This is a genomic window from Streptomyces sp. NPDC012466, assembly GCF_042955215.1.
Taxonomy (GTDB): Bacteria; Actinomycetota; Actinomycetes; order Streptomycetales; family Streptomycetaceae; genus Streptomyces.
Genome location: NZ_JBIBEQ010000004.1, coordinates 297,783 through 314,201 on the forward strand (window position 1 = coordinate 297,783; position 16,419 = coordinate 314,201).

The window sequence follows — 16,419 nt, forward strand, 5'->3', positions numbered from 1 at the left end:
GGACGCGAGGGTGAGGTGGTGCTGGCGAAGGCGCGGTCAGCGCACCCAGCCCGTGAAGCTCTGCCCGACGGTCTGGGCCTTCTCCGGCGTACGGGGCCTGGTGCCGCCGTCGACCGCGGCCGACACGGCGCGCACCAGCCACGCGTTGACCGACAGGCCCTCGCGGCTCGCGGCCTCCTCGGCGCGAGCCTTGAGGTGGGAGGGCAGGCGCAGGTTGACACGGGCCGTACCGCCCTCCTCACCGTCGGCGGGCGCCTGCGCCGTGAACGGTTCGGCGGGCACGGCCGGTTCCATGGAGGCGATGTCGTCCGCGGGCGGCGGTGTCACCACGAAGTCGGGGTCGATACCGCGCAGTCGTACGTCGACCGAACCGGGGGCGAGTTCGCGGGTGATCTCGTCCATGGCGGCGGAGAGCACGCTCAGCATGGTCAGGCGGGCCGCCGACTCCAGCGGAGCGGTGAGTCGCTCAGCCAGCTCGCGGGCTTCGTCGCCGCCGGCCTCGGCGGCCACCGCCAGTTCGCGGCGGAGGGCGTCGACATACGGGGTGAGGTCCATGACGCCATGATGGCACCATCGTGGCGTCATGTGCAAGACGAGTGACGTCATCCGGCGGCAAGTCGACCGAGAAATCGTCGTGAGCTGCAGGGATGCGGCAAGGCGTGCCCGGAGTCGTCGCGGTGCCATGCGTGCTCACGCGTGCTTGGGGGAGTGGTGTGACGCCCCGCCATGCCATCCGGTGCCATCGTGATCCATGGGGCCCCATGGAGCGTCGCGGGAAGCCGGCCCGCATCGTCTCCTGGTCGGCCATGGGGGGTGGTGCCCCAGGTCTGGGCCCGGCGGATGCGGCCGGGCGCGGCCAAGGCTGGTGCCGCCCTCGCGGCGCGAACATAGTCGCGTCGATGCCCCTGACCTGCCCACTTGTGAGAGGGGTGGCGCAACGACACTAAATGCCACCCACGATGGCGCCATGATGTGCCATAGTGGCACCACTGGCGGCGTCGTTGGTTTCCCGACCGATGAGTCCGCGTCGGCGGAGTGGGCTGCGGAGTGGGCTGGAGAGAGAGGTCGGATCATGGAGGCAGCGCACAGCCAAGAGCAGGCACCCCCCGCCTTCATGGCCTTCGCCCGCTTCGTGCTCTTGGGCGGTGGGGTGGGGGTCGCCTCCAGCTTCGCGGTGACGGCCCTAGCCTCTCGGATTCCCTGGGTGCTGGCCAATGCCCTGATCACGGTGGTCTCCACGCTCCTCGCCACCGAGCTGCACGCCCGCTTCACCTTCGGTGCGGGCGGGCACGCGACCTGGCGCCAGCATGCGCACTCGGCCGGGTCCGCAGCCGCCGCGTACGCCGTGACCTGTGTGGCGATGCTCATCCTGCATCAGCTGGTGGCGGCGCCCGGTGCGCTGCTCGAGCAGGTCGTCTACCTGTCCGCCTCCGCGCTCGCCGGTGTCGCCCGGTTCGCGGTCCTGCGCCTCGTCGTCTTCGCACGGAACCGTGCACAGACCACGCCCACTACTCGCGCCTCCCGTCCCCTGCACGCGACGGTGACCCGCGCCCCGGACCCGGCGAGCCCTCCTGTGCTCGGCTGCGCCGCCTGACCCCGCCGGACAGGCTCGGTCATCTTCGCCAGGACCCCGTAGCTGAACTGACGGCACTACGTGACCGGTTCTGCGTTCCTCGAGTCTCCGGGCGACGACTCCACCCCACGCCGGTGCGGGCCGCCCCGGGAGCAGGGGAGAACGGGAGGCGCCGTGAGGTCTTGCACGGATCCGGTACAGCATCACCCGCACCTACGTCACGCGGCACGTCGGGGACTGTTTCGTGGCCTCCCGGCGCCCGGGCTGAGGGAGCAGCCCTGCGAACCGGCAGCTGACGTCCGGGTGAATCATGGTCGGCTCCCGCGATCGACGGCCGTGTCGCCAGCAGTTTCCGACCGCGCGGTGTAGCGTCGATATCCAGCAGTCGTGGTTCCGAAGTCCCGTGCGCCCGTGATCACGATCATGGGCGTTCTTGCTGTTCAGCGCCGCTCCGGACCAAGGCGATCACCTCCCGGGCCCGCAGGGTGCGTGCCCGGTCTTCCTCGAAGGAGCAGGCCATGGCCAAGGGCACCGTCAAGTGGTTCAACAGCGAAAAGGGATTCGGCTTCATCGAGCAGGAGGGCGGCGGACCTGACGTCTTCGCCCACTACTCCAACATCGCCGCTCAGGGCTTCCGCGAGCTGCAGGAGGGGCAGAAAGTCGAGTTCGACGTCACGCAGGGCCAGAAGGGGCCGCAGGCGGAGAACATCCGACCGGCGTGACACGGGGCCCAGCGGGGCCCCAGGAGGCCCCCGCTGGGACACCTGCCAGATGATCACCAGCTCGGATCAGGGTCGTGGCGCTCAGACGCCCGACCCTGATCAATCTTCTTCCTGCTCTCGGCGCTTCAACGCTCTCCGGATCAGCAAGAAGATCGCGATGGCGACCAGGATCATCCCCATGAGGATCAAGGCTGCCCCGATCACGATCAGCATCGTCCCCAGCAGGATCAACATTGTTCCGATGACGAGAAGAAAGATCGCAAGGACGGTCACAGTTGCCTCCCGTCCCCCCTCCCGACTCTGGCTGTGTCTCGTATTCAATGCAAGCACTTCCGGACGGGACCGCGTGATGGCACCGCCCGGTTTTCTCGGTCGGGCGGGAGCACCGAGCACCAGCTGAACCGGGTCCTTCTGGAGGAACCTGCGCGGCGATCACCGAGATCGTCGAGTTGCGCAGCGGCCAGTTCCCTGAGCTCTGGCTGCCGGAGCACCCGCCGGCGGACGGCACGGAGCAGTCCCGGTGCGCACGGTCGTGGTCGGCCGACCAGACCAGAGGGGGTTCGAAGCCCTGTCGGGCCCCGATACGGTGGCCGCGTGAACGGATCGAACGCCCCGACCGGACCCGGCGCACCCGCCCACCCGGACACACAGAGTGCGTTGCTGCGCCTGCTGGGAACCGACGAGGCAGCCGTCTCCTTTTTCGCCGGAGTCGCGGACCTCGACGCGACGGATCCGGAGTCCCATGCGCTGGAGGACGGCGTCCGGCTCGCTTCCGGGGCGCGACTGGAGCAGTTCGCGCGGGCGGGTTCGGGGGATGCGTACTGCTTCGTCGGCGACGGCGGAGAGGAACGCCCGGTGGTGTACGTGAGCCTCGACGGCGAGGCCGGCCCGATCGCCAGCGGGCTGCCTGAGTTGGTGCGGCTGTGTCTCGTAGTGCCGTGGTGGCGGGACGCACCCGGTCGCACGGACGCTGAACTCCGGGCACTCGCCGACGAGTACCGGCAGGACGTGCGCGAGTTCGACAGGCGACGCGACCGCGCGGCCCGGGCTCTTGGTCTCGACCCGGCGGGACTGCCCTCCCCGACCGCGGTCCTGTCTCGACTCGGGGCGCTTTCCCGGGGGCCGGTGGCGGCGGCATGCCTCGTCGTCGGTTACGACGGCGACCCACTCGACCCGCTGTTCGGCTGGGCCCGGGGCCATCACGCACGGCCCGACTTGTAGCCGTCGACGTCGAGCGCCTTGCCGCTGTCCTGCCCGCCGGCCGGCTCACGGCCGTCCCCGGCATCACCGGAGACCTGTGGATCTCCGGCAGCACCAAGGGACTGCTGCACTCCACCGACGGCGGCCGCACCTTCACCACGCTCAAAACGGTGCGGTCCGCCTCCGCCCTCGGCTTCGGCAAGGCCAAGCCGGGCACCAACTACCAGGCCCTGTACCTGATCGGCACCGTCAACGACGTCACCGGCGTCTTCCGCTCCACCGACAAGGGCGCCACCTGGCTCCGCGTCAACGACAACGCCCACCAATGGGGCGCCATCGGCGGCGTCGGCGTCATCACCGGCGACCCCGACACCTACGGCCGCGTCTACGTCGGCACCAACGGACGCGGCCTGCAGTACGGCGCCCGTCCTGACCCCACGCCCGAGCGGGGCCGCGGGCGCGACGGCCTCACCCAATGAGCTGGCCGCCTGGCGCTGACCGGCGTCCAGCGGCCCTCCGGTGCCACTCGGCGACAGCGTGGGAGTGCTCCAGCCCTGTGAGGGGGGAGAAGCATGATCACGACTGTGGCGGCGATGGGCGGCCTCGTGGGCTTCATCGTGTCGCTGGTGTTCTTGGCGCGCGTTCCGCGATGAAGCGGCCGAACTCCTCGAGGCCCTGGCACCCGCGCTGGCCCAGATGTGCAACGTGTCTGGACGGCAGACACCGGATGCGCCATACCAGCGGGAGCGAAGGCCACCCTGATCGACCACACCGGCCGTGCCTGGGCCGTCGAGTCGCGCGCCCCGGCGCTCGCGCCCACGCGGCCCGACTTCGCCGGCTTCCTGCGTCGCGTCACGGCCTCGGCGCAGGTCGCCGCCAGCGGACTTCAGGCATCGAGTGAAGGGTGGCTCGCGCTGCAGGTCCTGAAGGTGGCCGATCCGCTGGGACGGCCGGAACCGGCCGTACTGGTGCGGGAGCTTGGCGGCCCCCACTCGCCGAGCCGGCTGCTGCTGAGGGTCCTCTGGCTGTGCTGCTCCATCAGCAGAGCCGCTGCGCGTTGCCGGCCTTTCCGGCTGTCAGTCGAAGATGTCCAGGAGGTCCACGCGGGAGCCTGCGTCGTCGGCGGGGCGGGGCCGCATCGGGAGCGGATCCGGGTAGGTCTCCGCTGCGGCCCTCACGCGGACGATGTCGGGACCGCCGCACGCCGCGACCGCGAAGTCGCCGAAAATCTTGGCGAATGCGGCCGGGTCGCGGAACTCCACGCCGAACGCTCGGCCGTCCCGCAGCGGCACCCACACCACCCGGTCGGAGCGTGTCCATTCGAGCACCGGCTGGTCGTCCGCGGTGGACCGCCCCTCCAGCCACAGCCGCGCCACGTGCAGCAGGTTCACCTTCTCCATCGGCAACCGATTGCGCCGCACCTGCAGTTCACGCGTCGTCAGCTCGACGCGCTGGTCCTTCTTCGGGTACCAGACGAGACCGATCCCGAACGGCACCCACAGCAGGATCCCGATCATCGGCCAAACCAGAGCGTCACCCCACGACCGGAGCAGCCCGCCGTCCAGCAGGTACAGGGCTCCGAAGACCACAACCCACTTCGCCGTCATCCGCCAGAATCCGCTGCTCTGCCGGTACAAGACCCGTCGTTTCCCCGTGTTGGCCATGCCCGCACATTAGCCGCCGCCCCGCAGCTCACCGTAGGCGCCCTTCACCGCCGGGGGAGGTAGCGTCACCGAAACCTCCGTCGACACACCTCACTTCGGTCCACAGGCGTGGTGACGTCACCAGTTGCGCGCCGCTGGGCGTCAGAGGCGGCGTGCGCCGCCACGGCCCGCTTCTCTCTCAGCCCTTCACCGACCCCGACGTGAGCCCTTGGACGATGTGACGGCTGGCGAAGGCGAACAAGAGCATCGTGGGCACGATCGTCAGCACGGCCGCCGCGGACATCGAGCCCCAGTCGATGTTGAAGCTGGAGATGAAGCCGTTCAGGGCAGTGGGAACGGTCTTGTTGCTGTCGCTGTTCATGAGGGTCACCGACAGGAACAGCTCGTTCCAGCAGTTGACGAAGTTGAAGATGAACGCGGCGATGATGCCTGGACGCATCACCGGCAACAGGACCCGGAACAGCGCCGCGAAGCGCGACAGACCGTCGATCATGGCGGCCTCCTCCAGCGCGTCCGGGATGTTCTCGAAGAAGCCGCGGAGCATCACCGTGCAGAAGGGGATGCACACCGCGATGTAGACGAGGATCAGGCCGAGGCGGTTGTCGACCAGCTTCAGGTCGGTCATGAGCAGGTAGAGCGGTCCGAGCGCGATGAACGACGGGATCATCTGGGTGACCAGCGCGGCCATCAGCAGCGCGGACTTGGTGCGGAACTCGAAGCGGGCCAGTACGTACGCCGAGAGCATCGAGATCGCCGTGGCCGTCACGCCGGCCACGGTCGAGACGATGAGGCTGTTGGTGAGGTAGGTGCCGAAGTCGGCGGTGCCGAACAGGCCGCGGTAGTTCTCCAGGGAGAAGCGCTCGGGCCAGTAGGCGATGGGGAAGTGGAAGATGTCGCCGGGTGCCTTCAGAGAGGTGACGGCGATCCAGTAGAGCGGGAAGACGGTGAAGAGCAGCCACCCTCCGAGGAAGGTGAACTTGACGGCCCGGCCGGCCGCGGACCCCTTGCCGGTCACGACCTCACCCCTTTCTTCTCACGCGTGGCCATGAGGAAGAACACCGCGAACACCAGCAGCGCGGCCACCACGAGAAGGCCGAGCGCCGAGGCCCTGCCGTAGTCGCCCTGCTGAGTGATCTTGATCATCCAGGTGGTCACGATGTGCGTCTCGTTGTTCGGCCCGCCGCCGGTCATGCCGAAGATCAGGTCGGGGAAGTTGAAGATCCAGATCACGCGGAGCAGCACGGTCAGGGCCAGCGTGGTGCGGATGTACGGGATGGTGATCTGGAAGAGGGTGCGGGTCCTGCCCGCGCCGTCCAGCGCCGCCGCTTCGTAGAGCTCGTCGGGGATCGACTGGAGTGCGGCCAGGATCATGATGGTGAAGAAAGTGACGCCGTACCAGATGTTGGCGATGAGCACGGCCACCATCGCCGTCTCCGGATCCGCAAGCCAGGCGATCGGCTCGTCGATCAGACCGGCTTTCTGCAGCAGGTCGTTCACTACACCGAACTCGCTGTTGAACAGCCAGCGGAAGAGGATGCCGATGAGGAACCCGGAGATGGCCCAGGGGAAGAAGATCAGTGCCTGGTACAGGCCGCGGAGGCGGAAGCGCCGGCGCAGCCAGAGCGCGAGCGCGAAGCCGATCACCAGCTGCGGGACGATCGAGCCGACCACCCACAGGGCGGTGTTGCTCAGTACGGTCCCCCAGGCGGGGTCGGCGAAGACGTCGCGGAAGTTCTTCAGCCCGACCCACGAGGTGTCCGTCAGGTCGGTCAACTTCCAGTTGCGGAAGGCCATCTGGCCGCCCGCGATCACGGGGTAGTAGGTGAAGATCGCCACGAAGACCGCGGCAGGCGCCATGAAAGCGGCGATGCTGAGACCGCGCCGGGTGGTGAACTCGCGCTTGCGCCTGCCTCCGCGGGGCAGGCCGCTCCCGCCGGAGGCCGCCCCCGCGCCCGACGGCGTCTTCGACGTCCTTGTGGAGGTGACGGACATGCCTACTGCTCCTGCCGCCACTTCTCGGTCCAGTACGCGTCCCAGCCCGCGAGCAGCTTCTTCGGCGTCGTCTTGCCGAGGATCAGCTTCTGCACGTCGGTGTCCGCCTTCTGCTGCCACTCGGCCCACCAGCTGACGCCGCGCGGCTGGGTGACGACCAGGTACTTGTCCGGCTGCTCGGTCATGGTGACGTAGCTCGACCAGGGGCCCGTCTTGTAGAAGGGGTCGCTGATCGCGGACTTGAGGATGGGCACCAGGCTGTTCTTCTTGGTGAATGAAGTCGACGCCTCGCCCTGGGACAGGAACTCGACCAGTTTCACGGCCTCGGCCTTGTGGCCGCTGCCCTTGGCGACGCCCCAGCCGGCGGTGGCCAGCGGCTGCACGGTCTTGCCCTCGGGGCCGGCCACCAGCGGGGCGGTGGCCCACTGGTCCTTGGAGATCGACTTCGACTCCGAGACCGTGGCGATCACTTCGGGATCCTGGAGCAGGAACGCCGTGGAGCCGTTGGAGAAGGCCTCGACCATCTCCGGGTAGCCCCAGGAGACGGAGGACTTCGGGGATGCCTGCCTGAAGAGCTTGAGGTAGGTCTCGATCGCGTCCTCGGCCTCGGGAGCGGAGAAAATCGTACGGCCGTTCTTCAGCTTGAAGCCGTTGGCCGGGTCGACCTGGTCGGCGAGGTAGGCCTCGATGGCGGCGGTGGCGTTGCTGTTGGAGTTGGCACCGCCGCGGAAGGCGTAGCCGAAACGGCGTTGGGCCGGGTCGTGGATGGCGGACGCCTGCTCCAGCAGTTCCTGCCAGGTGGCCGGCGGCTTGTCGAAGCCTGCCTTCTCGATCAGGTCGGTGCGGTAGAAGAGGCTCAGGCCGTAGAAGCCGTACGGGACGAAGTACGTGCGGCCCTCGGCGTCCTTCGAGGCGTTGACGGCGTTCTCCGTCATGGCCTGCCAGCCCTTCCAGCCGTCCAGGTCCTTCTTCATGTCGTACAGCCAGCCGTTGTTCGACCAGGGGCCGACGGTGATGTCCCGGACCTCCAGGACGTCCACCCCGCTGCCGGACTGGAGCATCTGCTGGAGCTTCTGGTCGGCCTGCTCGGTGGGCGGGGAGACCAGGTTGACCTTGATCTTCGGGTTCTGCTGCTCGAAGTCGGCTATGAGGTCCTTGAGCAGGGCGGTACGGGTCGGGTTCGTCAGGCTCTCGACCATGTCGAGGGTGACCGTTCCGCTCGCCTCGGGGCTCATGGTGGAACAGCCGGTGAGGAGGGTCGCGGCGGCGGTGCCGAGCGCGAGAACTGCCGTCCTTCTTCTCATTGTGCTGACCTCTTTCCTGAGTTCTCTCGTGCCCACGTGCTGAGGACCGGGACGCAGTCCTCGGCGAAGTACTCGTAGTCGGCGGCGATGTTGTAGACGTGGGCGGACAAGCGCATGTAGCCGATGCCGTCGAAGCTGGTGAAGGCCGCCTCCACGCCCAGTTCCCGGGCCGCCCGGTCACGCAGGGCGTCGGCCTCGATCCGGTCGGCGGCGAGACCGTCCGGCAGGCGCACCAGGCGCATGCCGGGCACGGGCATACCGACGTCGACCGAGGGGTTCACGCCGGTCGCTTCGGCGAGCGCGGTGCCGATGACACGGGCGCCGTAGGCGGCCAGGTCGTCCATGTAGCGGCGGGCGGCCGTCCAGCCCCAGGTGCGCTCGACGAAGGCGAGGGACGTCGGCGCGGCCAGCTGAGCGGTGGCGTCGACGGTGCCCTGCTGGTCGAAGCGGTCGGGGAAGGGATCGGCCGCGGCCCAGGAGTCGATCAGGGGGTAGAGGTGCTCGCGCAGCGGGCCACGGGCGATCAACGCCGCTGTGCCGCGCGGGGCGCATCCCCACTTGTGCAGGTTGCCGGTCCAGAAGTCGTACGTGGCTCCGGCGAGGGGCGCTTCGAGCAGGCCGGGCGCGTGTGCGCCGTCGACGAGGACGGGGATGCCGCGCCGGCGGGCCTCCGCCCCGATGCGTTCCACCGGCAGCCGGCGTGCGGTCGCCGAGGTGATCTGGTCGACGACGACGAGTTCGGTGGTGTCGCCGAGCTCGGTGGTGACCGCCTCGTACGCCTGGTCCTCGTCCGCGTCCAGCGGCACCCGGGCGGTACGGACCCGCCCACCCCAGCGGCGGGCCAACCGCTCGGCACCCATCGTCACGGCCCCGTAGCCGTGGTCGGTGACGAGGATCTCCCCACCCGGACGGAGGGTGAGGGCGGCGTAGACGACACTGGCGCCGGCGCTGGCGTTCGGCACGAGGGCGAGATCGCCGGCTTCGGCCCGCAGGAAGTCGGCGAGCTCGACCCGAGTGGCGGCGAGGCGCTGGGGCAGCGCCGGGAACCACACCACGGGGGAGCGTTCCATCTCCGCGCGCAGCAGTTCCTGCCGCTCCTGGGCCACCAGGGGAACGGCCCCGAAGGAGCCGTGGTTCAGGTGTTTGAGGACAGGGTCCAGCGACCAGGCCCGGTCGGCGGTCCTGCCGTCCGCCAGCAGCAGGGGGCGCGGTGCGGTGGTCACCTCGATCTCGCTCACAGGACTCCACATGTGGGCAGGGTGGTCCTGCGGAGGGTCTGACTCCGCCGGACACATCTGATGACTCGGCATCCTGCCCAGCTTCTCGGGCGGAAACAAGGGTCGTACAGTGAAAGTCATCAGATGACTTTCCTGGGAAGTGTCCCCGACGCATCTGATGGCTCGCTGGGCCTCGCTACAGTGCTCCGAGGGACGCGGCCTGATCGCGGCTTGTCAGGCAAGGAAGAAGGGGACGGATGTCCGCAGTCGAGAAGGCCTTCCACGGCCTGCGGCACATGATCGGGACGGGACGCCTCGGCCCGGGCGACCGCATCCCGCCCGAGGGGGATCTCTGCGAGGAACTGGGTGTCTCGCGGGGGTCGCTGCGCGAGGCGGTACGGATGCTCGCCGCCCTGGGCGTCATCGAGCCGAGGCACGGCTCGGGCACGTACGTCTCGCAGCTGAGACCCCAGGACGTGATCGGCAGCCTCTCCCTGACCCTCGAACTCCTCCCGTTGTCGGGCCTGCTGGAGGTCTACGAGATCCGGCGCGTCCTCGAGGCGCACGTCGCCGCCCAGGCGGCGGCCCGCTGCACCCCGGAGACGGTGGACACGCTCTTCTCCCTCATCGAGGACATGGAGGCCACGAGCGACCCCACCGAGGCGTCGGAACTGGACCACCGCTTCCACGCGGAGATCGCCCGCGTGGGCGGCAACCCGACCCTGGCCACCCTCCTGGCGGTCTTCCGTGCCCGCTCCCGCAAGTACCAGGTCTTCACCCTGCCCGAAGGTCCCGAACTGCGCAGGAAGAGCGACGACGACCACCGCATCCTGGCCGCCGCCATCGCCGACCACGACCCGGTCGCGGCGGCCGGCGCGGCGCAGGCGCACGTCGCCCAGACGGAGCGGTGGCTGCGGGCGTTCATGCCGCCGGTCGAGGAGACCGGCGGCGCGGACTGAGCATCATGCGGCAGGCGGACGCGCCGCTTGCCGGCTCGCCCTCCTCGTGGCTGTGCGTGCGTCGCCGAGCAACTCGGCGACTTCGGTGAAGGCTCCCCGGGCGACGGCCGCGACGATGGCGTCCTCGCCCTCGAAGGACCCGTGGAGCACCGGCTGGCGGGTGCTCCACGCGCTCGGCGAGGCGACACCTGGTCACCGCTTCCCGGCCTTCAGCCTTTCGCGGCTTGCCACCGCCCAACGCCTCCCGCACAGAGCCCTCTTGGGGGGTTCCGCTCGCCCCGGCCCACGGGGGCAGTATCGTCCAGGGACCTGAAGAGCCCAAAGGCCACTGCCCGTTGCCTCGGCCAGGGCCTCGGGTACGGCCGTTGACGGGATGGGGAGACGCGATGACCACCGGCGAGGTGACGGCACCCGGTCGACGCCGGATGTGCGAGGGAAAGCGGGCCCCGTGGCCGGCTTCCTGAGACCCGCCGCACCGCGGTTCGTCGTCGACGTCTCTCAGAACGAGCACCTGCCGGAGGGCGGCCGGGAGGTCGACGCGATCGTCACGGTCACGGCGACCGGTGCCGCCGGCCGCCTCACCGGACCGCACCCGAACCGGACGGCGTCCGCCCAGGGCGTGGCGGTGGCGATCATGGTCGACTGTTCCGGGTCGATGGCCTTTCCGCCTGCCAAGATGCACGCTGTCGAGGCGGCGACGGCCGCCGCGATCGACACGGTGCGCGACGGCGTGCACTTCGCCGTCGTGGCCGGTACCCACCGGGCCGAAGAGGTATATCCCGGTGGTGGCACCCTCGCGGTCGCCGACGCCCGCACCCGGGAAGAGGCCAAGCGCGCCCTGCGCACGCTCACCGCGGGCGGCGGCACCGCGATCAGCACGTGGCTGCGGCTCGCCGACCGGCTCCTGCACTCCGCCGACGTGGAGATCCGGCACGGGATCCTGCTCACGGACGGACGCAACGAGTACGAGTCGCCCGAGGAACTGCGGGCCGTGCTGGATGCCTGCTCCGGCCGGTTCACCTGCGATGTGCGCGGGGTGGGTACGGACCGGGCGGTGAAGGAGATCACGGGCATCGCCTCGGCGCTGCTGGGCAGCGCCGACATCGTGGCCGATCCGGCCGGCCTGGTGGACGACTTCACACAGTCGATGGCGAAGGCGATGGGCAAGAAGGTCGGTGAGGTGGCCCTGCGCCTGTGGACGCCCGTCGGCACGGAGGCCGTGTTCGTCAGACAGGTCGCACCCACCGTCGTCGAACTGACCGACCGGCGTACCGAGGTGGGCCCGCGCGCCGCTGACTATCCCACGGGCTCCTGGGGTGATGAATCCCGCGACTACCACGTCCGCGTCCGTGTCCCCGCAGCGGACATCGGCCAGGAGATGCTGGCAGCCCGTGTCTCGCTGATCATCCGCAGAAGCGACGGCAGCGCGGACGCCACGGCCCACGGGCTGATCCGCGCGGTGTGGACCGACGACACCGAGGCCGTCACCTCGATCAACCCGCAAGTCGCCTATTACACGGGACAAGAGGAACTGGCATCGGCCATCCAGCAGGGCCTCGACGCCCGCAGGGCCGGTGACGACGACGGCGCCAGGGCCGAACTGGGCCGCGCGGTGCAGCTCGCCGGCACGCTGGGCAACGAGGACATGGCGCGACTGCTGGCCGAAGTCGTGGACGTGGTCGATGCCGCGACAGGCACCGTCCGGCTGAAGACGGAGGTCACGGACGCCGACGAGATGACTCTGGAGACCCGGTCGACCACGAGGGTCCGCGCGGTTCGGCCCCCCGGTGCGCTGGGCGACATCGCCGCCCCGCCGAAGCTCGGCGCGGGCCATCACGGCCGGCCCGGGGCGCAGGGCGCCGGCGTTGCCGGGCACGGCGGCGAACCGCGCTTCCTGGAAGCGGAGTTGGTCGAGCAGGCGTCTCCCGGGCGCGAGGTGCCCCTGCACGTGCGGGTCACCAGGGCAACCGGTGGCCCCGGCGTGGCACTGGGCGGCTTTCCCATTCCGGCGGCGGGTGCGCGGCTCCTCATCACCGTGCACGCTCCCGGTCTGCTGGCCCTGGGGGATCTGCAGCAAGTGCTGACCGTTCCCCCAGGCCAGGACTCGCACTGGCTTCAGTTCGGCCTGCGCACCATGACACCGGGACTGCACACCGTCACCGTGCGGGCCTTCCACAAAGGCTCCTTCCTCGGTGAACTGCGCGCGCAGATCTCCGTGCAGCCGGACACCCCGGCGCGGGACGGTCTCCCGCGCACGGCACCCCTCACCTCGCTCGCGTTCGATCCGGGAGAGGTGACCCTTCAGGTCCTCAAGGGCGCGGACGGGGCCTACAGCTTTCAGCTCCTCAGCGAAACCACCTACGCCCCCGAGTCCTTCCGCCTTCTGGCAGGCGACTCCCATGGTGCGCGGGAACGGATCTACGACGAACTGCGGCGTACCGCGGCCGCGGCCGGGCAGGCGGGAGACGGAGATCAGGGCAGGGCCCGACGCCGGCTGATCAATCTCGGGGTGCAGTTGTGGGCGACGGCCGTGCCGGACGCCGTGCGCGAGCAGTTCTGGGAGGTGGTCGGGCATGTCACCGCCTTGACCGTGCTCGGCGAGCACGACGTCGTTCCCTGGGAGCTGCTGTACCCCCTCGACGGCCGACGGGAGGGCGACGGTTTCCTCGCCGAGTGGCTCCCGGTGGTCCGCCGGGTTTTCGGGCAGGACCGGGTGCGCGAACTGTCCCTGTCCTCCGCCGCGTTCGTGGTGCCGCCGGGCTCGCCTCCCGAAGCCGAGCGTGAAGTGGTCGCGCTCCGGGCCAGACTGGGCGACTCCGTGACCGACGGCGGGACTCTGACCCACCGCGCCGCCGTGAGCGACCTCATCGAAGCAGGACTCCACGGCCTGCTGCACTTCGCCTGCCACAACTCCTTCACGAGCGCCGGTTCCCACGTGACGATGGCGGATGGCCCCTTCGACCCCATCGACCTCGCCTACGCCACCCACTCCGGAGCCCTGCGCACCACCCATCCGCTGGTCTTCTTCAACGCCTGCCGCAGCGCCGGACAGATCGACTGGTTCTCCACCAGCCTGGGCTGGGCGCCGCAGTTCCTCCAGGCCGGCGCAGGGGCGTTCATCGGCACACTGTGGCCCGTACGGTCCGACTCCGCGCTGCTCTTCGCCGAAACCTTCTACGAGCACCTGGTCGCCGGGGGCCAGAGCCTGGGGCAGGCGTCCCTGAACGCACGACGGGCGATCCGCGACCACGGCGGTGACCCCACCTGGCTGGCGTACGCCGTGTACGGCAGTCCCGCGGCCCGCGCCGCCACCCCCAGCCACCGATGACACCAAGGACACACCCGGACAGGAGAGGCATGGACGAGCCGGTCTTCGTCATTCACGGCGTCGGCAACCGAGACCCGCACGCATTCACCGCCACTGTCGCGGCGCTGCAGGCCGCAGCGGGGACCACCCTGGTACCGGTCTACTGGGGGGACCTCGGTGCGGACGACCGTTTCGTCGACCTGGCGCTTCCGCCCCGCCCCGCCGGACTGCGGGACACACCCGAGACCGATGCCCCACCGTCCGAGGCACTGCTGGCGGCCCTGCTCGACAGCACCGGAGCCGCACAGTTCCCCCCGGGGCGCTTGCCGGAACCCGTGTGCGACGCGGTCCACCACCACTTGGACGCGTCGCGGGACAGCGGACTGCGTGACGGCCGCGACACTCCGGACGCGGAGGAAGTGCTCGCGACGCTCACGGAGGAATGGCCGGCCACCCAGTGGCTCTCACGGTCCGATGACCCGTCCCTCCTCCACGAGACGGGAAAGGCCATCGCCCGTGCGGTCACCGACACCGACGAGCCGGACGCGTCATGGGCCGGGCTGCGCGGCCCGGCGCCCGCCCGCGGCCCTCTGCGGCCCCTGATCAGGCGTCGGCTCGCGGACCTGGACCGCGTCGCGGGTGCGGCGATGCGGGCCGTCGCCGGCAGGATGAACCACAGCCTGCGCCATCACCTCGGCCCGGGCGCGACCAGGTTCCTCGGTGACGTCCTCGTCTATCAACGCCATCGCGAGCAGATCCACGCCCGGGTGCGGGAACAGATCGCCGCCGTCGACCCCGAACTGGGGCGCCGTCCGGACCGACCCGTACGGCTGGTCGCGCACAGTCTCGGCGGGGTGATCGCCGTCGACATGGCCACGGCACAGGAACCGCTGTGGACTTCGGCGCTGCTCACCTTCGGATCCCAGCCCGCGTACTTCCACCTCTGTGACCCGCGCGGAGGCCGACTCTCGCCCCACACCGGCCAGGCCCCGGTCGTCCTGCCGGACTCCCTGGCCCGCTGGACCAACCTGTGGCAGCCCTTGGACGTACTCGCCTTCGCCGCTGCCCGGGTCTTTCGCCTCGCCGACGGCACACCCCCGGTCGACCTGCCGCTGCCTCATACCGCCAGCGCGGGGCTGTGGACACATTCCGTGTACTGGAACCTGCCGGAACTCGCCGCCGCGATCAGCGACGTGATGCAGCCGCAGACATCGTGACTGTCCCCGATGACCAGGCATTCGCATCGGCCCGGACCTGCAACTGGCAGTTCACCCTTGGCTTGCAGCTCGCCCCCGTGCCGGAATGGATGGTGCCCACGGCCCATCGACGGCGAGGCGGAGAGGCAGAGTCGACACGTGAGGGTGTCCCGGCCGGTCAGGGGCGCTCGGGCGGGGTGGGGTGCGTGGCTGCCAGGTGGGCGTCGAGGTCGGCTTGGCCGCCCGCACCCAGTACCCCGGTTTTCACCGTGAGCCCGCTCGGGGGATGCCGGCGCAGCTCCTGGCGGGCGAGGCGGGAGACGAGGGCGGGGAAGGCGGGCCGCAGCGGCTGGCACCAGCGCAGCCAGGGGGGTGCGTAGATATGGCGGGCACGGCGTGTGATGCCGGAGGTCAGCCATGCGGAGACCTCGGCGGTGCTGTGCACCTTGCGTGCGAAGCGTGGCTGGTTGCGGCGCAGGGCCTGCAGGACGGGGTGGTCGTCGATGCCGGTGATCATGTCGGTGCCGGTCCAGTGCAGGTAGGCGATGCCGACGCCCACCCCGTCCGGTTCCACCTCGCCGCGCAGCGCCAGGGCGAACGACTCCACCCCGGCTTTGGAGGCGCAGTAGGCACTCATCAGCGGGGACGAGCCGAAGGCGGCGGTGGAGGCGATCTGGAGGAAGTAGCCGCGGGTGTGCGTGAGGTGGGGCAGGAAGGCGCGGGCGGTGTTGGCGGACCCGGTGAGATTGACGTCGATGACCCGCTGCCACAGGTCGGCCGGTGTGTGGACGAAGGGCCCGCCGGTGGCGATCCCGGCGTTGGCGACGACGACGCTGGCCTGCCCCAGCGTCTCGCTGATCTCGTGGGCGGCCCGAGCGAGTGCGTCCCGGTCGGTGACGTCGGTCTCGACACAGAGGCTCCTGCCGGGCAGGGAGTCGGCTGCCTTGCGGAGGGTGGCCTCTTCACGTCCTATCAGTGCCACCATCATCCCGGCGTCCGACAGACGCCGCGCGAGGGCCGCGCCCACACCGCGGGCGGCGCCGGTCACGACCGCGACCCGCCCTGCCAGCGGCGAGCCGGCCGCCCCTCGGGGCCGCCCTGACCCGGGAATCTCCCTCATACGTCCTCGCTTCCGTCGCCGCGCCGTCTGGGCGGCTCCCTCCAACCCCTTTCCGTCATACCCAGCCGAACAGATGCGTTCGAGATGTTTAGCCCATTCGGCGCCTGCGCCGGCCGTCGCGGGGCAGCCGCCACACGCCCCCCGTCCGGCACCTCTCCTGCGTCG

The 16,419-nt window shown here is 70.1% G+C and carries 13 protein-coding genes and 3 pseudogenes; 8 read left to right on the forward strand and 8 right to left on the reverse strand.

Annotated features, from left to right (window positions below; all coding sequences use genetic code 11):
• Nucleotides 1-36 precede the first annotated feature (36 nt).
• Complete coding sequence (locus ACFY9E_RS17215) at nt 37-555, reverse strand: toxin-antitoxin system HicB family antitoxin (RefSeq protein ID WP_390984369.1); 519 nt, start codon at nt 553-555, stop codon at nt 37-39.
• Between the two features lie 517 nt (nt 556-1,072).
• Between ACFY9E_RS17215 and ACFY9E_RS17220 the strand changes: the two genes are divergently transcribed.
• A complete protein-coding gene (locus ACFY9E_RS17220) occupies nt 1,073-1,594 on the forward strand; it encodes a GtrA family protein (protein WP_390984372.1) in 522 nt (173 codons plus the stop codon).
• Between the two features lie 497 nt (nt 1,595-2,091).
• Nucleotides 2,092-2,295, forward strand: coding sequence for a cold-shock protein (locus ACFY9E_RS17225; protein WP_007379522.1), 204 nt, complete (start codon nt 2,092-2,094; stop codon nt 2,293-2,295).
• A 99-nt stretch (nt 2,296-2,394) separates the two neighbouring features.
• Here the strand turns inward: ACFY9E_RS17225 and ACFY9E_RS17230 are convergent, their stop codons facing one another.
• Nucleotides 2,395-2,568 carry a hypothetical protein gene (locus ACFY9E_RS17230; RefSeq protein ID WP_390984374.1) on the reverse strand — a complete coding sequence of 58 codons (174 nt, stop codon included), beginning with the start codon at nt 2,566-2,568 and terminating at the stop codon, nt 2,395-2,397.
• A gap of 321 nt (nt 2,569-2,889) precedes the next feature.
• Between ACFY9E_RS17230 and ACFY9E_RS17235 the strand changes: the two genes are divergently transcribed.
• Both ACFY9E_RS17235 and ACFY9E_RS17240 read left to right on the forward strand, forming a co-directional pair.
• Nucleotides 2,890-3,516 (forward strand): hypothetical protein, encoded by a 627-nt coding sequence (locus ACFY9E_RS17235; RefSeq protein ID WP_390984377.1) that lies wholly within the window; start codon nt 2,890-2,892, stop codon nt 3,514-3,516.
• A gap of 20 nt (nt 3,517-3,536) precedes the next feature.
• A pseudogene (locus ACFY9E_RS17240) lies at nt 3,537-3,974 on the forward strand (xyloglucanase); the annotation flags it as partial.
• A gap of 597 nt (nt 3,975-4,571) precedes the next feature.
• On the opposite strand, the gene ACFY9E_RS17245 reads toward ACFY9E_RS17240, so the two are convergent.
• The 5 genes from ACFY9E_RS17245 to ACFY9E_RS17265 all read right to left on the reverse strand — a co-directional run bounded on the left by ACFY9E_RS17245 (nt 4,572) and on the right by ACFY9E_RS17265 (nt 9,705).
• The gene (locus ACFY9E_RS17245; protein WP_390984379.1) at nt 4,572-5,159 is read right to left on the reverse strand and encodes a hypothetical protein; all 588 of its coding nucleotides are present in this window, start codon (nt 5,157-5,159) and stop codon (nt 4,572-4,574) included.
• Between the two features lie 178 nt (nt 5,160-5,337).
• The gene (locus ACFY9E_RS17250; RefSeq protein WP_390984381.1) at nt 5,338-6,174 is read right to left on the reverse strand and encodes an ABC transporter permease subunit; all 837 of its coding nucleotides are present in this window, start codon (nt 6,172-6,174) and stop codon (nt 5,338-5,340) included.
• On the reverse strand, nt 6,171-7,151 hold the full coding sequence (locus tag ACFY9E_RS17255; protein ID WP_390984384.1) for an ABC transporter permease subunit: 981 nt from the start codon (nt 7,149-7,151) through the stop codon (nt 6,171-6,173). The genes ACFY9E_RS17250 and ACFY9E_RS17255 overlap by 4 nt, the downstream gene beginning before the upstream one ends.
• Nucleotides 7,152-7,153: 2 nt before the next feature.
• On the reverse strand, nt 7,154-8,455 hold the full coding sequence (locus ACFY9E_RS17260; protein WP_390984387.1) for an extracellular solute-binding protein: 1,302 nt from the start codon (nt 8,453-8,455) through the stop codon (nt 7,154-7,156).
• Nucleotides 8,452-9,705 (reverse strand): aminotransferase class V-fold PLP-dependent enzyme, encoded by a 1,254-nt coding sequence (locus tag ACFY9E_RS17265; protein WP_390984390.1) that lies wholly within the window; start codon nt 9,703-9,705, stop codon nt 8,452-8,454. The genes ACFY9E_RS17260 and ACFY9E_RS17265 overlap by 4 nt, the downstream gene beginning before the upstream one ends.
• 224 nt (nt 9,706-9,929) lie before the next feature.
• Between ACFY9E_RS17265 and ACFY9E_RS17270 the strand changes: the two genes are divergently transcribed.
• The 4 genes and pseudogenes from ACFY9E_RS17270 (at nt 9,930) to ACFY9E_RS17285 (ending at nt 15,155) form a co-directional block, all read left to right on the forward strand.
• Nucleotides 9,930-10,631: an FCD domain-containing protein gene (locus ACFY9E_RS17270; RefSeq protein ID WP_390984392.1), complete on the forward strand. Its 702-nt coding sequence runs from the start codon at nt 9,930-9,932 to the stop codon at nt 10,629-10,631.
• 448 nt (nt 10,632-11,079) lie between these two features.
• Nucleotides 11,080-12,411 (forward strand): annotated as a pseudogene (locus ACFY9E_RS17275) (VWA domain-containing protein); the annotation flags it as partial.
• A gap of 990 nt (nt 12,412-13,401) precedes the next feature.
• Nucleotides 13,402-13,959 (forward strand): annotated as a pseudogene (locus tag ACFY9E_RS17280) (CHAT domain-containing protein); the annotation flags it as partial.
• Nucleotides 13,960-13,988: 29 nt separating this feature from the next.
• A complete protein-coding gene (locus ACFY9E_RS17285) occupies nt 13,989-15,155 on the forward strand; it encodes a hypothetical protein (protein ID WP_390984394.1) in 1,167 nt (388 codons plus the stop codon).
• 157 nt (nt 15,156-15,312) lie between these two features.
• Here the strand turns inward: ACFY9E_RS17285 and ACFY9E_RS17290 are convergent, their stop codons facing one another.
• Nucleotides 15,313-16,254, reverse strand: coding sequence for a short-chain dehydrogenase/reductase (locus tag ACFY9E_RS17290; RefSeq protein WP_390984397.1), 942 nt, complete (start codon nt 16,252-16,254; stop codon nt 15,313-15,315).
• Nucleotides 16,255-16,419 lie beyond the last annotated feature (165 nt).

Excerpts from the sequence above, each read along its gene's own strand:
- ACFY9E_RS17215 (WP_390984369.1), bottom strand. The coding sequence starts at position 555 with ATGGACCTCACCCCGTATGTCGACGCCCTCCGCCGCGAACTGGCGGTG.
- ACFY9E_RS17220 (WP_390984372.1), top strand. The coding sequence starts at position 1,073 with ATGGAGGCAGCGCACAGCCAAGAGCAGGCACCCCCCGCCTTCATGGCC.
- ACFY9E_RS17225 (WP_007379522.1), top strand. The coding sequence starts at position 2,092 with ATGGCCAAGGGCACCGTCAAGTGGTTCAACAGCGAAAAGGGATTCGGC.
- ACFY9E_RS17245 (WP_390984379.1), bottom strand. The coding sequence starts at position 5,159 with ATGGCCAACACGGGGAAACGACGGGTCTTGTACCGGCAGAGCAGCGGA.
- ACFY9E_RS17255 (WP_390984384.1), bottom strand. The coding sequence starts at position 7,151 with ATGTCCGTCACCTCCACAAGGACGTCGAAGACGCCGTCGGGCGCGGGG.
- ACFY9E_RS17260 (WP_390984387.1), bottom strand. The coding sequence starts at position 8,455 with ATGAGAAGAAGGACGGCAGTTCTCGCGCTCGGCACCGCCGCCGCGACC.
- ACFY9E_RS17265 (WP_390984390.1), bottom strand. The coding sequence starts at position 9,705 with ATGTGGAGTCCTGTGAGCGAGATCGAGGTGACCACCGCACCGCGCCCC.
- ACFY9E_RS17270 (WP_390984392.1), top strand. The coding sequence starts at position 9,930 with ATGTCCGCAGTCGAGAAGGCCTTCCACGGCCTGCGGCACATGATCGGG.
- ACFY9E_RS17285 (WP_390984394.1), top strand. The coding sequence starts at position 13,989 with ATGGACGAGCCGGTCTTCGTCATTCACGGCGTCGGCAACCGAGACCCG.
- ACFY9E_RS17290 (WP_390984397.1), bottom strand. The coding sequence starts at position 16,254 with ATGAGGGAGATTCCCGGGTCAGGGCGGCCCCGAGGGGCGGCCGGCTCG.